This is a genomic window from Kitasatospora sp. NPDC101176 (genome assembly GCF_044768035.1).
In the GTDB taxonomy this organism is placed as follows: Bacteria; Actinomycetota; Actinomycetes; order Streptomycetales; family Streptomycetaceae; genus Kitasatospora.
Genome location: NZ_JBIWPA010000009.1, coordinates 167,106 through 183,062, shown reverse-complemented (window position 1 = coordinate 183,062; position 15,957 = coordinate 167,106). Strand labels below are relative to the sequence as shown.

Annotated in this window: 13 protein-coding genes; all 13 read left to right on the top strand. The window is 71.2% G+C overall.

Translation table 11 applies throughout. The features are described 5' to 3' along the window. The first annotated feature begins 47 nt into the window (after positions 1–47). The 13 genes from ACIRS1_RS16200 to ACIRS1_RS16140 all read left to right on the top strand — a co-directional run bounded on the left by ACIRS1_RS16200 (position 48) and on the right by ACIRS1_RS16140 (position 15,926). Positions 48–998, top strand: coding sequence for a DUF2520 domain-containing protein (locus ACIRS1_RS16200; protein WP_360212746.1), 951 nt, complete (start codon positions 48–50; stop codon positions 996–998). Then, complete coding sequence (gene panC, locus ACIRS1_RS16195) at positions 998–1,903, top strand: pantoate--beta-alanine ligase (protein ID WP_402839965.1); 906 nt, start codon at positions 998–1,000, stop codon at positions 1,901–1,903. The genes ACIRS1_RS16200 and panC overlap by 1 nt, the downstream gene beginning before the upstream one ends. Positions 1,904–1,948: 45 nt before the next feature. Beyond that, positions 1,949–2,398: an aspartate 1-decarboxylase gene (panD, locus tag ACIRS1_RS16190; RefSeq protein ID WP_360212742.1), complete on the top strand. Its 450-nt coding sequence runs from the start codon at positions 1,949–1,951 to the stop codon at positions 2,396–2,398. Between the two features lie 16 nt (positions 2,399–2,414). Next, the gene (locus ACIRS1_RS16185) at positions 2,415–4,088 is read left to right on the top strand and encodes an L-aspartate oxidase (protein ID WP_402839962.1); all 1,674 of its coding nucleotides are present in this window, start codon (positions 2,415–2,417) and stop codon (positions 4,086–4,088) included. Positions 4,089–4,092: 4 nt separating this feature from the next. Then, positions 4,093–5,064 (top strand): carboxylating nicotinate-nucleotide diphosphorylase, encoded by a 972-nt coding sequence (gene nadC, locus ACIRS1_RS16180; RefSeq protein WP_402839959.1) that lies wholly within the window; start codon positions 4,093–4,095, stop codon positions 5,062–5,064. Positions 5,065–5,093: 29 nt separating this feature from the next. Next, positions 5,094–5,879, top strand: a complete 786-nt coding sequence (locus tag ACIRS1_RS16175) for a type III pantothenate kinase (protein WP_360212736.1) — start codon at positions 5,094–5,096, stop codon at positions 5,877–5,879. Between the two features lie 93 nt (positions 5,880–5,972). After that, positions 5,973–6,725, top strand: a complete 753-nt coding sequence (locus ACIRS1_RS16170; RefSeq protein ID WP_360212734.1) for a hypothetical protein — start codon at positions 5,973–5,975, stop codon at positions 6,723–6,725. Between the two features lie 92 nt (positions 6,726–6,817). Further along, positions 6,818–8,374, top strand: coding sequence for a bifunctional lysylphosphatidylglycerol synthetase/lysine--tRNA ligase LysX (lysX, locus tag ACIRS1_RS16165; RefSeq protein WP_396317620.1), 1,557 nt, complete (start codon positions 6,818–6,820; stop codon positions 8,372–8,374). A 263-nt stretch (positions 8,375–8,637) separates the two neighbouring features. Continuing rightward, the gene (locus ACIRS1_RS16160) at positions 8,638–9,078 is read left to right on the top strand and encodes a BlaI/MecI/CopY family transcriptional regulator (RefSeq protein WP_360212732.1); all 441 of its coding nucleotides are present in this window, start codon (positions 8,638–8,640) and stop codon (positions 9,076–9,078) included. Between the two features lie 9 nt (positions 9,079–9,087). Further along, on the top strand, positions 9,088–9,624 hold the full coding sequence (locus tag ACIRS1_RS16155) for an amino-acid N-acetyltransferase (protein WP_360212730.1): 537 nt from the start codon (positions 9,088–9,090) through the stop codon (positions 9,622–9,624). Between the two features lie 91 nt (positions 9,625–9,715). Then, positions 9,716–10,069 (top strand): Lsr2 family protein, encoded by a 354-nt coding sequence (locus ACIRS1_RS16150; protein WP_360212728.1) that lies wholly within the window; start codon positions 9,716–9,718, stop codon positions 10,067–10,069. Between the two features lie 650 nt (positions 10,070–10,719). Further along, positions 10,720–13,239 carry an ATP-dependent Clp protease ATP-binding subunit gene (locus tag ACIRS1_RS16145; RefSeq protein ID WP_360212726.1) on the top strand — a complete coding sequence of 840 codons (2,520 nt, stop codon included), beginning with the start codon at positions 10,720–10,722 and terminating at the stop codon, positions 13,237–13,239. Positions 13,240–13,649: 410 nt separating this feature from the next. After that, the gene (locus ACIRS1_RS16140; protein ID WP_402839952.1) at positions 13,650–15,926 is read left to right on the top strand and encodes an immune inhibitor A domain-containing protein; all 2,277 of its coding nucleotides are present in this window, start codon (positions 13,650–13,652) and stop codon (positions 15,924–15,926) included. The last annotated feature ends 31 nt before the right edge of the window (positions 15,927–15,957 follow it).

Genomic DNA, 15,957 nt, shown 5'->3' with positions numbered 1-15,957 from the left:
GAAGTGCGCGTCGGCGGATGCCCGCCCGAGCGCAGCGAGGTGGGCGCATGAACGGGTCGGACGACTTCGCCGGGTTCGCCCCGCTCGCCGACGGCTTCGGCGATCCGGCCGATCCGGGCAACCGCCCGGCCCGCCTCGCCGTCGGCGTGGTCGGCACCGGGCGGGTGGGACCGGCCCTGGGCGCCGCCCTGCAGCTGGCCGGGCACACCGTGGTCGCCGCCTCGGGGGTGTCCGCCACCTCGCGGCGCCGCGCGGAGGCGCTGCTGCCGGGGGTGCGGGTGGTCACCCCGCCGCAGGTGCTGGCCGCGGCGGACCTGGTGCTGCTGACCGTCCCGGACGACGCGCTGGCCGACCTGGTGGCCGGCCTGGCCGCCACCGGTGCCGTCCGCCCCGGGCAGCTGGTGGTGCACACCTCCGGCGCGCACGGCGTGGGCATCCTGGAGCCCGCCACCCGGGCCGGGGCGCTGCCGCTCGCGCTGCACCCCGCGATGACCTTCACCGGCACCTCCGTCGACCTGGACCGGCTGGCCGGCTGCCCGTTCGGGGTCACCGCCCCCGAGGAGCTGCGGCCGGTCGCCGAGGCGCTGGTGGTGGAGATGGGCGGCGAGCCCGAGTGGGTGCCCGAGCAGGTCCGCCCGCTCTACCACACGGCCCTCGCCCACGGCGCGAACCACCTGGTCACACTGGTCTCGCAGGCGATGGAGCTGCTGCGCACGGCCGGCGTCGCCGAGCCCGGCCGGCTGCTCGGCCCACTGCTGGGCGCCGCCCTGGACAACAGCCTGCGCTCCGGCGACGCGGCCCTCACCGGCCCGGTCGCGCGGGGCGACGCGGGCACCGTGCGGCGCCACCTGGCGCAGCTCAGTACGGTGTCCCCGGACATCCCGGCGGCCTACCGGGCGATGGCCCGGGCCACCGCCCAGCGGGCGCTCGCCCACGGGACGATCGACGAGGCGTCGGCGACGGCGCTGCTGGACGTACTGAACGAGGAGAAGCACTGATGGCACGCGGCAAGCAGCCCGGCAGGTCCCAGCGGGAGCCGAAGGTCCACCGGGCCGTCGTCACGCACACCGTGGACGACTTCGAGGCCGCGTTCTGGCCGGACGAGCAGCCGGTCGACAACGCCGTCGTGATGACCATGGGCGCGCTGCACGAGGGGCACGCCGCCCTGGTCCGGGCCGCCCGCAAGCAGGTCGGCCGGGAGGGCCGGGTCGCGGTGACGGTCTTCGTCAACCCGCTGCAGTTCGGCGCCGGCGAGGACCTGGAGCGCTACCCGCGCACCCTGGACGCGGACGTGCGGCTGGCCGAGGAGAACGGCGCCGACGTGGTGTTCGCGCCCTCCGTCGACGAGGTGTACCCGAACGGCGAGCCGCAGGTGCGCCTGACGGCCGGCCCGATGGGCGAGCGCTACGAGGGCGCCACCCGCCCGGGCCACTTCGACGGGGTGCTGACCGTCGTCGCCAAGCTGCTGCACATCACCGACCCGGACTTCGCGTTCTTCGGCGAGAAGGACGCCCAGCAGCTCGCGGTCATCCAGCGGATGGTCGCCGACCTGGACTTCGACGTCGAGGTCGTCGGCGTGCCGACCGCCCGCGCCGAGGACGGCCTGGCGCTGTCCTCGCGCAACCGCTACCTCTCGGAGGAGGAGCGCACCCGCGCCCTGGCACTCTCCGCAGCGCTGTTCGCCGGCCGCGACGTGGCCGCGCAGGGCCCGAAGGCCGTCCGCGAGGCCGCCTCCGCCGTCCTGGACGGCGCGGAGGGTGTCACCCTTGACTACCTCGCCCTGATCGACCCGCACGACTTCACCGAGGCGGCGGACGACTTCCAGGGCGAGGCGGTGCTGGCCGTCGCCGCGAAGGTGGGCTCGACCCGCCTGATCGACAACGTCCGCATCATCGTCCGGTAAGCAGCAGTACCCCCTCAGGCATGCACTCACAGGAGGCGTGACCCCATGCTCCGCACCATGCTCAAGTCCAAGATCCACCGGGCCACCGTGACCCAGGCCGACCTGCACTACGTCGGCTCGGTCACGGTGGACGAGGACCTGCTCGACGCCGCCGACCTGCTCCCCGGCGAGCTGGTCCACATCGTCGACATCGACAACGGCGCCCGGCTGGAGACGTACACCATCGCCGGCCCCCGCGGCACCGGCGTGATCGGCATCAACGGCGCCGCCGCCCGCCTGGTCCACCCCGGCGACCTGGTCATACTCATCGCCTACGGGCAGATGGACACGGCCGAGGCCAAGGGCTACGAGCCGAAGATCGTCTTCGTGGACGAGCGGAACCGGATCACCGGCCTGGGCGGCGACCCGGCCGAGACCCCGGAGGGCAGCGGACTGCTCCGCGGCGACCGGGCGTACGGTGACGGCAACGGCGCGGCCCCGACCGCCGCGCGCTGAAGGAGCCACTGACGCCATGTCCGCCACGCACCGCCTCACCGCCCCGGCCCCGGGCTGGACCGCCACCACCGACGTGGTCGTGGTCGGCTCCGGCGTAGCCGGCCTCACCGTCGCCCTCAACGTCCGCAAGGCCGGCCTGCGGGCCATGGTGGTCACCAAGGCGATGCTGGACGACGGCTCCACCCGCTGGGCCCAGGGCGGCATCGCGGCCGCCCTGGGCGAGGGTGACACCCCCGAGCAGCACCTGGACGACACGCTGGTGGCCGGCGCCGGGATCTGCGACGAGGAGGCCGTCCGCACCCTCGTCACCGAGGGCCCGGACGCCGTCCGCCGGCTGATCGCGGTCGGCGCCGCCTTCGACCGCGGCGCCGACGGCGAGATCCTGCTCACCCGCGAGGGCGGCCACCACCGCCGCCGGATCGCGCACGCCGGCGGCGACGCCACCGGCGCCGAGATATCCCGCGCGCTGGTCGAGGCCGTCCGCAGCGACCCGGGCATCGAGCTGATCGAGCACGCGCTCGTCCTCGACCTGCTCACCGACGCCGACGGCCACGCCGCCGGCCTCACCCTGCACGTGATGGGCGAGGGGCAGCGCGACGGCGTCGGCGCCGTCCGGGCCCGCGCGGTGGTGCTCGCCACCGGCGGCATGGGCCAGGTCTTCTCGGCCACCACCAACCCGGCGGTCTCCACCGGGGACGGCGTGGCGCTCGCCCTGCGGGCCGGGGCCGCCGTCACCGACCTGGAGTTCGTCCAGTTCCACCCGACGGTGCTCTGGCTGGGCCCGGAGGCCGAGGGCCAGCAGCCGCTGGTCTCCGAGGCGGTCCGCGGCGAGGGCGCCCACCTGGTGGACGCGGACGGCGTCCGCTTCATGCTCGGGCAGCACGAGCTGGCCGAGCTCGCCCCCCGCGACATCGTCGCCAAGGCGATCACCCGGCGCATGCAGGAGCAGGGCGCCGAGCACATGTACCTGGACGGGCGGCACTTCGGTGCCGAGATGTGGGAGCAGCGCTTCCCGACCATCCTGGCCTCCTGCCGGGCGCACGGCATCGACCCGGTCACCGAGCCGATCCCGGTCGCCCCGGCCGCCCACTACGCCTCCGGCGGCATCCGCACCGATCCGCGGGGCCGCACCAGCGTCCCCGGGCTCTACGCCTGCGGCGAGGTCGCCTGCACCGGGGTGCACGGCGCCAACCGGCTGGCGTCCAACTCGCTGCTGGAGGGCCTGGTGTTCGCCGAGGCGATCGCCGCGGACCTGACCGCCCGGCACCGGACCGGCGGGCTGCCCGAGCGCTCGGTGGACGTCGCCGCGGCGCGCGCCGCGCAGCCGGTGCCGCTGCCCCCGTCCGAGGCCCGGGCCGAGATCCAGCGGCTGATGTCGCGCGGCGCGGGCGTGCTGCGCTCGGCCGCGTCGATGGCCGACGCCGCGGCCGGGCTCACCCTGCTCGCCGAGCAGGCCTACGCGCACGTCGCCGAGGAGAAGCCCGCCGACCCGCGGGTGGAGACCTGGGAGGCCGCCAACCTCCTGCTGGTCGCCACCGCCCTGGTCGCGGCCGCCGCGCAGCGCCGGGAGACCCGCGGCTGCCACTGGCGCGAGGACTTCCCCGAGCGCGACGACGCCCACTGGCGGCGCCACCTGATCACCACCCTCACCGCCTCCGGCGACCCCGTCAGCACCCCTGAGGAGCAGTAGAACCATGACCCACTCCCACGAGGACCTCCCCCTGGCCGACGCCCAGGGCGGCTGCGGCGACGGCTGCGCCTGCGGGGACGGCGAGGGCTACGAGACCGGCCTGGACCCGCAGCTCGCCGAGCTGCTGGAGGAGGCCGGGCTGGACCCGATCGAGGTCGAGGACGTCGCCACGCTGGCGCTGGCCGAGGACCTGGCCGGCGGCGAGGACGTCACCTCGGTGGCCACCGTGCCCGCCGAGGCCGTCGCCACCGCCGACTTCACCGCCCGCGAGGCGGGCGTGGTGGCCGGCCTGCGGATCGCCGAGGCCGTCGTCTCGCTGGTCTGCGAGGAGGAGTTCGAGGTCGAGCGGCACGTCCAGGACGGCGACCGGGTCGAGGCCGGCCAGGTGCTGCTCTCCGTCCGCTCGCGCACCCGCGACCTGCTGACCGCCGAGCGCAGCGCGCTCAACCTGCTCTGCCACCTGTCCGGCATCGCCACCGCGACCCGGGCCTGGACGGACGCCCTGGAGGGCACCGGCGCGGTCGTCCGGGACACCCGCAAGACCACTCCGGGGCTGCGCGCGCTGGAGAAGTTCGCGGTCCGCTGCGGCGGCGGCGCCAACCACCGGATGGCGCTGTCCGACGCCGCCCTGGTGAAGGACAACCACGTGGTCGCGGCCGGCGGCGTGGCCGAGGCCTTCCGGGCCGTCCGGGCCGCCTACCCCGACCTGCCGGTCGAGGTCGAGGTCGACACCCTGGAGCAGATCCCGCCGGTGCTGGAGGCCGGGGCCGACCTGATCCTGCTGGACAACTTCTCCGTCCCGCAGCTGAAGGAGGCCGTCGAGCTGGTGGCCGGCCGGGCCAAGCTGGAGTCCTCCGGCGGACTGACCCTGGCCACGGCGCGCGAGGTCGCCCAGACTGGTGTCGACTATCTGGCCGTGGGCGCGCTCACCCACTCCTCGCCGATCCTGGACATCGGCCTGGACCTGCGCGCCTGACCTCCGCCCCGACTCGCAGAAAGCGCCCCATGCTCCTCACCATCGACGTCGGCAACACCCAGACCACGCTCGGCCTGTTCGACGGCGAGGAAGTGGTCGAACACTGGCGGATCTCCACCGATCCGCGCCGCACGGCCGATGAACTGGCGGTGCTGCTGCAGGGGTTGATGGGCAACCACACCGCGGTCCGGGAGGCCTCGGTGGAGGGGCTGGCGATCTGCTCGTCCGTCCCCGCCGTGCTCCACGAGCTCCGCGAGGTGACCCGCCGCTACTACGGCGACGTCCCCGCGGTGATCGTGGAGCCCGGCGTGAAGACCGGGGTGCACGTCCTGATGGACAACCCCAAGGAGGTCGGCGCCGACCGGATCGTGAACGCGCTGGCCGCCAACCACCTGTACGGCGGCCCGTGCATCGTGGTCGACTTCGGCACCGCGACCACGTTCGACGCCGTCAACGCCCGGGGCGACTACGTGGGCGGCGCGATCGCCCCCGGCATCGAGATCTCGGTGGAGGCGCTGGGCGTCCGCGGCGCCCAGCTGCGCAAGATCGAGCTGGCCCGGCCGCGCAACGTGATCGGGAAGAACACCGTCGAGGGCATGCAGTCCGGGATCCTGTACGGCTTCGCCGGCCAGGTGGACGGACTGGTCGAGCGGATGGCCCGGGAGCTCTCCAAGGACCCGGACGACGTCCAGGTGATCGCCACCGGCGGGCTGGCCCCGCTCGTCCTCGGCGAAGCCACCACCATCGACGTGCACGAGCCCTGGCTCACCCTGATCGGCCTGCGGCTCGTCTACGAACGCAACCGGCCCAGCTAGGGCGCGGGCCCGGCGCGGCCCGTCGGGCCCGACCACGGGGTGTCCGGCGCGACGTTACCGACAAATCGGATATTCCTCACGTAGTGTCAGCCCATGCCTACGCCACACGGATCGCGCGGCGGCATGGCCTTCAGCGCCGACGAAGTCCGCGTGCTGCGCCGCGCCCTCGCCCAAGCCCTGCACCCCGCCGCCCCCGTCCACCTCCAAGGCCCCGGCCACCCGGCGTTCTCCGGGCCCGGCGCCGAACTGTGGGCGGAGGACGTCCAGGACGCGCTGCGCCTGACCGAGGCGATCGACGAGGCCGTCCAGGAGGGCGGCCGGCTGCGCGCCTTCCTGCTCGCCGACCTCGGGCGCTACCGGGCCGCCCTGCCCGGCAGCGCACCCGGCTACCTGGAACGCCTGGAGGAGGCCGTCACCGACGGCTACCTGCCCGGCCCCGAGGACCTCACCGCGCTGCGCGGACTGACCCGCCAGCCCTGCGGCCACCACGAACGCGCCCGCCGCTCCCGGCTGGCCGGCCGCTGCCACGCACTCGCCGAGGCCGCCGTCCGCGAGCGGCTCGCCCTCACCGCCGGGCAGCCCCGCCACCTCGTCGCCGTACCGAGCCCCGCCGCACCCCCGAGCAGTCTCCCCACCCCTGTTGGAGGACGGATCACGATGAGCAGCACCGACTCCCCCGCCGAGCGGCCCACCGCCCCCCAGACCGCCCCGGCCCGGCCGCACCGGATGCCGACCCCGGCCGAGCTCTTCGGCCGCCGTCCCAAGCCCCCGGCCCACCCCGCGCCGGCCGCGCCGCCCGCCCCGGCCGGCCCCGAGGAGATCGAGCTCGCCACCGGCACCGGCTGAGCCGGCCGGAGCACCGAGGGGGGCCGCCGACGCGGCCCCCCTCACCCGTATCCCGTGGCGGAGCACCGTGTGTGGCTGGCTACCCTTGTGGGGTGAGCGATCAGAGCCCAATCCCCGCGACCGACGACCTTCCCGAGCAGATGCGCGTCCGGCGCGAGAAGCTGGACCGGCTCAGGGCCGCCGGCATCGACCCCTACCCGGTCGGCTTCCCCCGCACCACCACCATCGCGGACCTGCGTGCCAAGCACCCCGACCTGGAGCCGGACACCGCGACCGGTGAGCGGGCCGGCGTCACCGGCCGCGTGATCCTCTCCCGCACCGGCGGCAAGCTCTGCTTCGCCACCCTGCGCGACGGCACCGGCGACCTCCAGGTGATGTTCTCCCTGGACAAGCTCGGCCCGGAGCGGCTGGCGGCCTGGAAGGCCGACATCGACCTCGGCGACCAGGTGGGCGTCGAGGGCGAGGTGATCACCTCCAAGCGCGGCGAGCTGTCGGTGATGGTGGACCGCTGGGAGCTCACCGCCAAGTGCCTGCGCCCGCTGCCGGACAAGCACAAGGGCCTGACCGACCCGGAGGCCCGGGTCCGCCAGCGGTACGTCGACCTGATCGTCAACCCCGAGGCCCGCGAGATCCTGCACCTGCGCAGCAAGGTGGTCCGCTCGATCCGCCGCACCTACGAGGACCGCGGCTACATCGAGGTCGAGACCCCGATGCTGCAGCCGGTGCACGGCGGCGCCAACGCGCGTCCGTTCAAGACGCACATCAACGCGTACGACATCGACCTGTACATGCGCATCGCTCCCGAGCTGTACCTCAAGCGGCTCGTGGTCGGCGGCGCCGAGAAGGTCTTCGAGATCAACCGCAACTTCCGCAACGAGGGCGCGGACTCCACCCACAACCCGGAGTTCACCTCGCTGGAGTCGTACGAGGCCTACGGCGACTACGACACCCAGGCCGAGCTGATCCGCGCGACGATCGTCAACGCGGCCCGGGACGCGCTGGGCACCACGGTGATCAAGGGCGTCGACGCGCACGGCGTGGAGCACGAGATCGACCTGGCCGAGCCGTGGGAGGAGGTCTCCGTCTACCCGGGCATCTCCGCCCGCCTGGGCGCCGAGGTCACCCCCGACACCGGCGTCGAGGAGCTGCGCAAGCTCGCCACCGAGCACGGCATCCCGTTCGAGAAGGACTGGGGCCACGGGCAGATCGTGCTGGAGATGGTCGAGCGCCTGCTGGAGGAGAACGCCGTCCGGCCGACCTTCATCAAGGACTACCCGACCGAGGTCTCCCCGCTCACCCGCCAGCACCGCTCCGTCCCGGGCGTGGCCGAGAAGTGGGACCTGGTGATCTTCGGCACCGAGATCGGCACCGCCTACTCCGAGCTGGTCGACCCGGTCGAGCAGCGCGCCCGGCTGACCGCGCAGTCCCTGCTGGCCGCCGGCGGCGACGTCGAGGCCATGCAGGTCGACGAGGACTTCCTGCGGGCGCTGGAGTACGCGATGCCGCCGACCGGTGGCCTCGGCCTCGGGGTGGACCGCCTGATCATGCTGCTGACCGGCAAGAACATCCGGGAGACGGTGCTCTTCCCGCTGGTGAAGCCGGAGCCGAAGGCATCCGCCGCGACGGCGGAGAAGACCGAGGAGGAGTGACCTGATGGACTACGTCAGCGCGATCGTGCCGCCGCTGGTCATGGCGATCGGCTTCGGCTTCCTGGTGCGGGCCATCGTCCGCTCGCAGGGCGGGGCCCAGAAGGCCAAGGAAGACCTCGACTGACCCGCCGGCGCACCCGCGACCGACGGGGTCAGCCGCCCGAACGGCCGGCGCGCCGCCATTCCCGATTCCGGGGTGGCGGCGCGCCGGTTTGGCGCACTTCACAAGATTTGCCCCATTCACTCCCTATCCTGGCCGCACTATGGTCCGGCAACTCGGCGAACTTGAGAACGCCATCATGACCCGGGTGTGGCGGTGGAACCGACCGGTGACGGTTCGCGAGGTTCTCCTGGATCTGCAGTCGGAACGCGAAATCGCGTACACCACGGTGATGACCGTCCTGGACAAGCTCCACAGAAAGGGCTGGCTGCGCCGCGAGCGGGTGGGCCGGGCCTATCGATATGAGCCGGTCTCCTCCCGCGAGGCCTACACCGCGGCGCTGATGAACGACGCCTGGGCCACCGGCGACAATCCGGCCGCGGCCCTGGTGCACTTCTTCGGCCTGATGTCGCCCGAGCAGCGCGAGGCGCTGCGGGACGCCTTGCGGGTGGCCGCACTGTTCCCGTCCGATCCGGCCCCGGCGGATTCCCCGCCGCCGCCCGGAGCCGATACCGGGGAGACCGGGCCGGGGCCGACGCGATAACGTCCCGGCATGGAGGTCACCATCCGCCGTGCGCGGACAACCGACGTGCGGGCCGTGCGCGGGCTCGTCGACGCCTACTCGCGCGACGGGATTCTGCTGGACAAGCCCACGGTCACGCTGTTCGAATCCGTCCAGGAGTTCTGGGTCGCGGAACGCGACGACGACGGCACGGTGGTGGCGTGCGGAGCACTCCACGTGATGTGGGAGGACCTGGCCGAGGTCCGCACGCTCGCGGTCGACCCGTCCTGCCGGGGCTTCGGGGTCGGACACCTGCTGTTGGAGAAGCTGGTGCAGACCGCCCGCTGGCTCGGCGTCCGTCGGATTTTCTGCCTGACGTTCGAGGTCCCCTTCTTCGCGAAACACGGTTTCGTCGAGATCGGCGAGGTTCAGGAAACCGATGATGGTACGACAGACCCGGCGGCGATCGCTACGGATGTCTATGAAGAACTTCTCCGCTCGTACGATGAAGGTGTCGCGGAGTTCCTTGACCTCGAGCGCGTGAAGCCCAACACACTGGGCAACTCACGCATGCTGCTCCACCTCTGAGCGGCTCCGCGCCGGTCAAGGGTTTGTGTTTTCCGGAGAAAGGCGCTTTCCTTTCCTTAGGCAATGGGTCGTTTAGCGGAAAGGGAAGCCCGTGGCACAGAGGGTGCAGGTCATTCTTGAAGACGATCTCGACGGCGGTTCGGCGGACGAGACGGTGACGTTCGCGCTCGACGGCGTTGCCTACGAGATCGACCTGAAGAGCGCCAACGCGGACAAGCTCCGCGGTCTGCTGGCGCCGTACGTCGAGAAGGGCCGCAAGCAGAGCGGCCGGCTCGCCGGGGCACGTCGCCCGGGCCGCGGCACGGCGCCGCGCCCCACCGGCGGGGGTGCGCCCGACACCGCGAAGATCCGCGCGTGGGCCAAGGAGCAGGGCATGGAGGTCAACGACCGCGGCCGGGTGCCGAGCACGGTCCGCGAGGCCTACGACAAGGCCAACGCCTCCTGATCCCGGCGCCGCCGGAACGCCGGAGCGGGTGCGGGGCCCCGGCGGCCGCGCACGGCGCCGACGACACACGCGCGGGGCGCGGAGGAATCTCCTCCGCGCCCCGCGGCGCGCGCCCGGAGGGCCTGCGCGCCACCGGCGCCGGGGGGCGTCCGGGGCGTGGGCCGGGGCGGCGGAACAATCACGAGCTGTGCAACGCTGTAGGAGCGAAGCGGTAACGCCGACACCACCGATGGCGTACCGGTCGACGCGGCGGGCACTGAACCACCGTCACCGCGGCCCGACTTCTCGCCAGGCGAACACCGCCACCGCGGAAACTGCGCGAGAACCGCCCCGATACCGGGTATGAATGCAGGTGGACGGGTTCTCCGACCCGTCCAGGGGCAGTATGTGCGACCGGCCGGGGACGGTCCGGCTCCGCCCCGGCGGCTCTTGTTCGCCGATGGCGTAGCGGTATCCGGTGCATCCGGGCCACCTGTGGGAACACCGTTTCCCAACATCAGGTTGGGATTGGTGTCGGCTGGTCGCGCAGCATCTCGCTCCCGTACCGGGGAGTGAATCCGTGGGCCGCGCCGCTGAGCGGGACTAGCATGCGGAAGGACAGGGCGGGGACCGACCCCGAACTGCCCGACCGCTCTGAGGAGCGATAAACGATGTTCGAGAGGTTCACCGACCGCGCGCGGCGGGTTGTCGTCCTGGCTCAGGAAGAAGCCCGGATGCTCAACCACAACTACATCGGCACCGAGCACATCCTCCTGGGTCTGATCCACGAGGGCGAGGGCGTCGCCGCCAAGGCCCTGGAGAGCCTCGGGATTTCTCTTGAGGCCGTTCGCCAGCAGGTCGAGGAGATCATCGGCCAGGGCCAGCAGGCCCCGTCCGGTCACATTCCCTTCACCCCCCGGGCGAAGAAGGTCCTGGAGCTGTCGCTCCGGGAGGCCCTGCAGCTCGGCCACAACTACATCGGCACCGAGCACATCCTGCTCGGCCTGATCCGCGAGGGCGAGGGCGTCGCCGCCCAGGTCCTGGTCAAGCTGGGTGCCGACCTCAACCGGGTGCGCCAGCAGGTCATCCAGCTGCTCTCCGGTTACCAGACGAGCGGCGGCAAGGAGTCGGCCACGGCCGGCGGGCCCGCCGAGGGCACCCCGTCGACCTCGCTGGTCCTGGACCAGTTCGGCCGCAACCTCACCCAGGCCGCCCGCGAGGCCAAGCTCGACCCGGTGATCGGGCGCGAGAAGGAGATCGAGCGGGTCATGCAGGTGCTGTCCCGCCGCACCAAGAACAACCCCGTCCTGATCGGCGAGCCCGGCGTCGGCAAGACCGCCGTCGTCGAGGGCCTGGCGCAGGCCATCGTCAAGGGCGAGGTCCCCGAGACGCTCAAGGACAAGCAGCTCTACACGCTGGACCTGGGCGCGCTGGTGGCCGGCTCGCGCTACCGCGGTGACTTCGAGGAGCGCCTGAAGAAGGTGCTCAAGGAGATCCGCACCCGCGGCGACATCATCCTGTTCATCGACGAGCTGCACACCCTGGTCGGCGCGGGCGCCGCCGAGGGCGCCATCGACGCCGCCAGCATCCTCAAGCCGATGCTGGCCCGCGGCGAGCTGCAGACCATCGGTGCCACCACCCTGGACGAGTACCGCAAGCACCTGGAGAAGGACGCCGCGCTGGAGCGCCGCTTCCAGCCGATCCAGGTCGCCGAGCCGTCGCTGCCGCACACCATCGAGATCCTCAAGGGTCTGCGCGACCGCTACGAGGCCCACCACCGGGTCTCCATCACGGACGCCGCGCTGGTCGCCGCCGCCACCCTGGCCGACCGCTACATCTCGGACCGCTTCCTGCCGGACAAGGCGATCGACCTGATCGACGAGGCCGGTTCCCGGATGCGCATCCGCCGGATGACGGCGCCGCCGGACCTGCGCGAGTTCGACGAGAAGATCGCCGACGTGCGCCGCGAGAAGGAGAGCGCGATCGACGCGCAGGACTTCGAGAAGGCCGCGTCCCTGCGCGACGACGAGAAGCAGCTCCTGCAGGCCAAGGCCAAGCGCGAGAAGGAGTGGAAGGCCGGCGACATGGACGTCGTCGCGGAGGTGAACGAGGAGCTCATCGCCGAGGTCCTGGCCACCGCCACCGGCATCCCGGTCTTCAAGCTGACCGAGGAGGAGACCTCGCGCCTGCTGCGCATGGAGGACGAGCTGCACAAGCGCGTCATCGGCCAGAAGGACGCCATCAAGGCGCTCTCCCAGGCCATCCGGCGCACCCGTGCGGGCCTCAAGGACCCGAAGCGTCCCGGCGGCTCGTTCATCTTCGCCGGCCCGTCCGGCGTCGGTAAGACCGAGCTGTCCAAGACGCTCGCCGAGTTCCTCTTCGGCGACGAGGACGCGCTGATCGCGCTCGACATGTCCGAGTTCTCCGAGAAGCACACCGTCTCCCGGCTCTTCGGTTCGCCCCCCGGCTACGTGGGCTACGAGGAGGGCGGCCAGCTGACCGAGAAGGTCCGCCGCAAGCCGTTCTCGGTCGTCCTCTTCGACGAGGTCGAGAAGGCCCACCCGGACATCTTCAACTCGCTGCTGCAGATCCTGGAGGACGGTCGCCTGACCGACTCCCAGGGCCGCGTGGTCGACTTCAAGAACACCGTCATCATCATGACGACCAACCTCGGCACCCGGGACATCTCCAAGGGCTTCAACCTGGGCTTCGCGGCCACGGGTGACACCCAGACCGGGTACGAGCGGATGAAGGCGAAGGTCGGCGAGGAGCTCAAGCAGCACTTCCGCCCCGAGTTCCTGAACCGCGTCGACGACATCGTGGTGTTCCACCAGCTGTCCGAGGACGACATCATCCAGATCGTCGACCTCATGATCGCCAAGGTGGACGAGCGGCTCAAGGACAAGGACATGGGCCTGGAGCTCGGTGTCGAGGCCAAGAAGCTGCTGGCCAAGCGCGGCTACGACCCGATCCTCGGTGCCCGTCCGCTGCGCCGCACCATCCAGCGCGAGATCGAGGACCACCTCTCCGAGAAGATCCTCTTCGGCGAGCTGCGGGCCGGCCACATCGTCGTCGTGGACGTCGAGGGCGAGGGCAAGGACGCCAAGTTCACCTTCCGCGGGGAGGAGAAGTCGGCCGTCGCGGACACCCCGGCCGCGGTCGCCTCGTCCGGTCCGGACCTGACGAAGTAGCAACATTTAACAGACAACTTCACAGCCACCGAGCCCCCGGCGTCCGCGCCGGGGGCTCGGTGCGTTCCGGGCCCGCGGGCCGCGGGTTCCGGCTGACCGGAATCTACGGCTTCGGGACGGGATGGTACGGATGCGTCCCATTTCTCAGTAAGCTTTAACGAGCATACGGTTGACATATGGTCAGCTGATGGGAAGTCGCGGAGCATAGCGCCGTGACCATGTCAGGGTCAAGGTCTATCTTTTCCGTCCACGCTTGTATCAAATGACGTCCACCTGTCTTTCATTTTGGTTTGCCGGGCTTTGGCCAAGAGCTGGCCCCGGTCGGGGAGGACGTCACAACGTTGAAGCACACCAGGAGAACCGCTGCGGTGGCCACGGCCGCGGCGGTCATAGTCACGCTTGGCGCGGGCATGTTCCCGGGCACCGCCGTCGCCGCCGGTTCGGCCCCCGTGCCGAAGGACCCGGCCGAGGCCGTCCAGAGCACTGAGCACAACTTTCCCGGCCCGCTGACCGGAAAGGTGGAGGCCGAGCAGAAGGCCGCCACCGAGCAGCTGCTCGCCGGCACCGCGAAGGTCGAGGAGCACAACGGCAGCACCAGCGTGAAGCTGGGCAAGGACAAGTACGTGGAGCTCGCCCGCGAGCGCACGGACAAGATCTTCACCATCCTGGTCGACTTCGGCGACCAGGTGGACAACACCACCAAGACGGCGGACGGCAAGGTCAAGTACGGGGGTGAGCCCGGCCCGAAGCACAACGAGATCGCGCAGCCGGACCGCGCCACCAACAACTCGACCGCCTGGCAGGCCGACTACAACCAGCAGCACTACCAGGACCTGTACTTCAGCAAGGACAAGCCCTCGCTGAAGACCTTCTACGAGAAGCAGTCCTCGGGCCGCTACTCGGTCGACGGCGTGGTCTCGGACTGGGTGCGCGTTCCGTGGAACGAGGCCCGCTACGGGTCCGACTACTGCGGCTCCAACGTCTGCGCCAGCGCGCAGGACCTGATCCGCGACGCCGTGGACATCTGGTACAAGGACCAGCTGGCCAAGGGTCAGACCGACGCCCAGATCAAGGCGACGCTGGCCCAGTACGACCAGTGGGACCGCTACGGGTCGCACCACGACGGGAACTTCAACCAGCCCGACGGGTACATCGACCACTTCCAGATCGTGCACGCCGGCGAGGACAAGTCGGCCGGTGGCGGCAAGCAGGGCAGCAAGGCCCTGTGGGCGCACCGCTCGTACGTCTACGGCAACCTGACCGGCCAGGCCGGCCCCGAGGGCAACAAGCTCGGTGGCGTCCAGGTCGGCAGCTCCGGTCTCTGGATCGGCGACTACACGATGCAGCCCGAGAACGGCGGCCTCGGCGTCTTCGCCCACGAGTACGGCCACGACCTCGGTCTGCCGGACCTGTACGACACCGCCGGCAAGGGCATCGACAACTCGGTCGGCTTCTGGTCGCTGATGTCCTCCGGTTCCTGGCTGGGCGAGGGCAAGGACGCGATCGGCGACATGCCGAACGACCTCGACGCCTGGAGCAAGCTGCAGCTCGGCTGGCTGAAGTACGACAAGGCCACCGCGGGCAAGGAGTCGACCCACCACATCGGTCCGGTCGAGTACAACAGCGCCCTCCCGCAGGCCCTGGTCGTCGACCTGCCGAAGAAGAGCATCACCACCGACATCAACAAGCCGTTCGCCGGCACGTCGGAGTGGTGGAGCGGCAGCGCCGACAACCTGAACGTCACGCTGACCCGCGAGGTCGACCTGACCGGCAAGGCCAAGGCCAGCATCAACGCCAAGGCCTGGTACGAGCTGGAGCCGGACTTCGACTACGCGTTCGGCGAGGTCTCCACCGACGGTGGCAAGACCTGGACCGTCGTGGACGGCACCTGGAACGGCGCCGCGCTGCCGAAGGAGAACGGCCGCCCGGCCGTCAACGGCCTCGCCGCCACGTGGGGCGACCTGTCCTTCAACCTGGACGCCTACGCCGGCCAGAAGGTCCAGTTCCGCTACCACAACACCACCGACGGCGGCCTGCACTACCGCGGCTTCGCGGTGGACGACATCTCGGTGACCGCGGACGGCGCCACCGTCTTCAGTGACGACGTCGAGAAGGGTGACAACGGCTGGACGTCCGCCGGCTTCACCCGCTTCGGCGGCTCGTACACCAAGGACTACGCGCAGTACTACATCGCCGAGAACAAGCAGTACGTCTCGTTCGACCAGACCCTGAAGACCGGCCCGTACAACTTCGGCTTCGCCGACAAGCCGAGCTGGGTCGAGCACTACGCGTACCAGCCCGGCCTGCTGATCTGGTACTGGGACGAGTCGCAGACCGACAACAACGTGAGCGCCCACCCGGGCCACGGCCTGGTCCTGCCGGTCGACTCGCACCCGGCCTCGCTCAAGTGGTCGGACGGCACCCTGATGCGTCCGCGCATGCAGGGCTTCGACTCCACCTTCGGTTCCCGCAAGGTTCCGGCGCTGACCCTGCACAAGGCCGGCGTCGAGACCACGATCCCGAAGTCCAAGGGCGTCGACGAGTTCTCGGACCTGAAGTCCTGGTGGTCCAAGGACAACCCGTACAGCGGCGTGGACGTCCCGAAGACGGGCACCAGCATCGAGGTCGAGAACGAGTCCTCGAACTACCTGGAGACCTGGATCCGGGTCCGTCCGGTCGACAACTGATCGATCGAGCAGTAGCGATCAGCCTGTGACC